The organism is Marinifilum sp. D737 (genome assembly GCF_026672275.1).
Classification (GTDB): domain Bacteria; phylum Bacteroidota; class Bacteroidia; order Bacteroidales; family Marinifilaceae; genus Marinifilum.
Genome location: NZ_JANQCD010000121.1, coordinates 1 through 344 on the forward strand (window position 1 = coordinate 1; position 344 = coordinate 344).

Genomic DNA, 344 nt, shown 5'->3' on the forward strand with positions numbered 1-344 from the left:
GTCTGAGTGGTCGCGCCATTTGACCACAAATAGCTAGCGCCTGCATTGCCGGCATCCAAAGTGATTGTGCCACCAGCACAGGTTTCCTGGTCTGTGCCAAGGTCTACAACAGGATTTGGATGAACCGTGACATTCACATCATCCGTTGCTGAACAGCCATTGCTGTCTGTCACCACTACTGAATAGTTTCCTGAAGTTGATACTGTAATACTTTGAGTGGTTGCTCCATTTGACCACAAATAGCTGGCGCCTGCATTTCCGGCATCCAAAATGATTGTGCCACCAGCACAGGTTTCCTGGTCCGTTCCAAGATCCACAACTGGATTTGGATGAACCGTGACATT

At 48.8% G+C, this 344-nt stretch carries 1 protein-coding gene; it reads right to left on the bottom strand.

Annotated elements, in window-relative coordinates; genetic code table 11:
- Nucleotides 1-317: hypothetical protein (locus tag NQ163_RS20695; protein WP_268192201.1), on the bottom strand; the 317-nt coding region annotated here is incomplete at its 3' end.
- Between the last annotated feature and the right edge of the window lie 27 nt (nucleotides 318-344).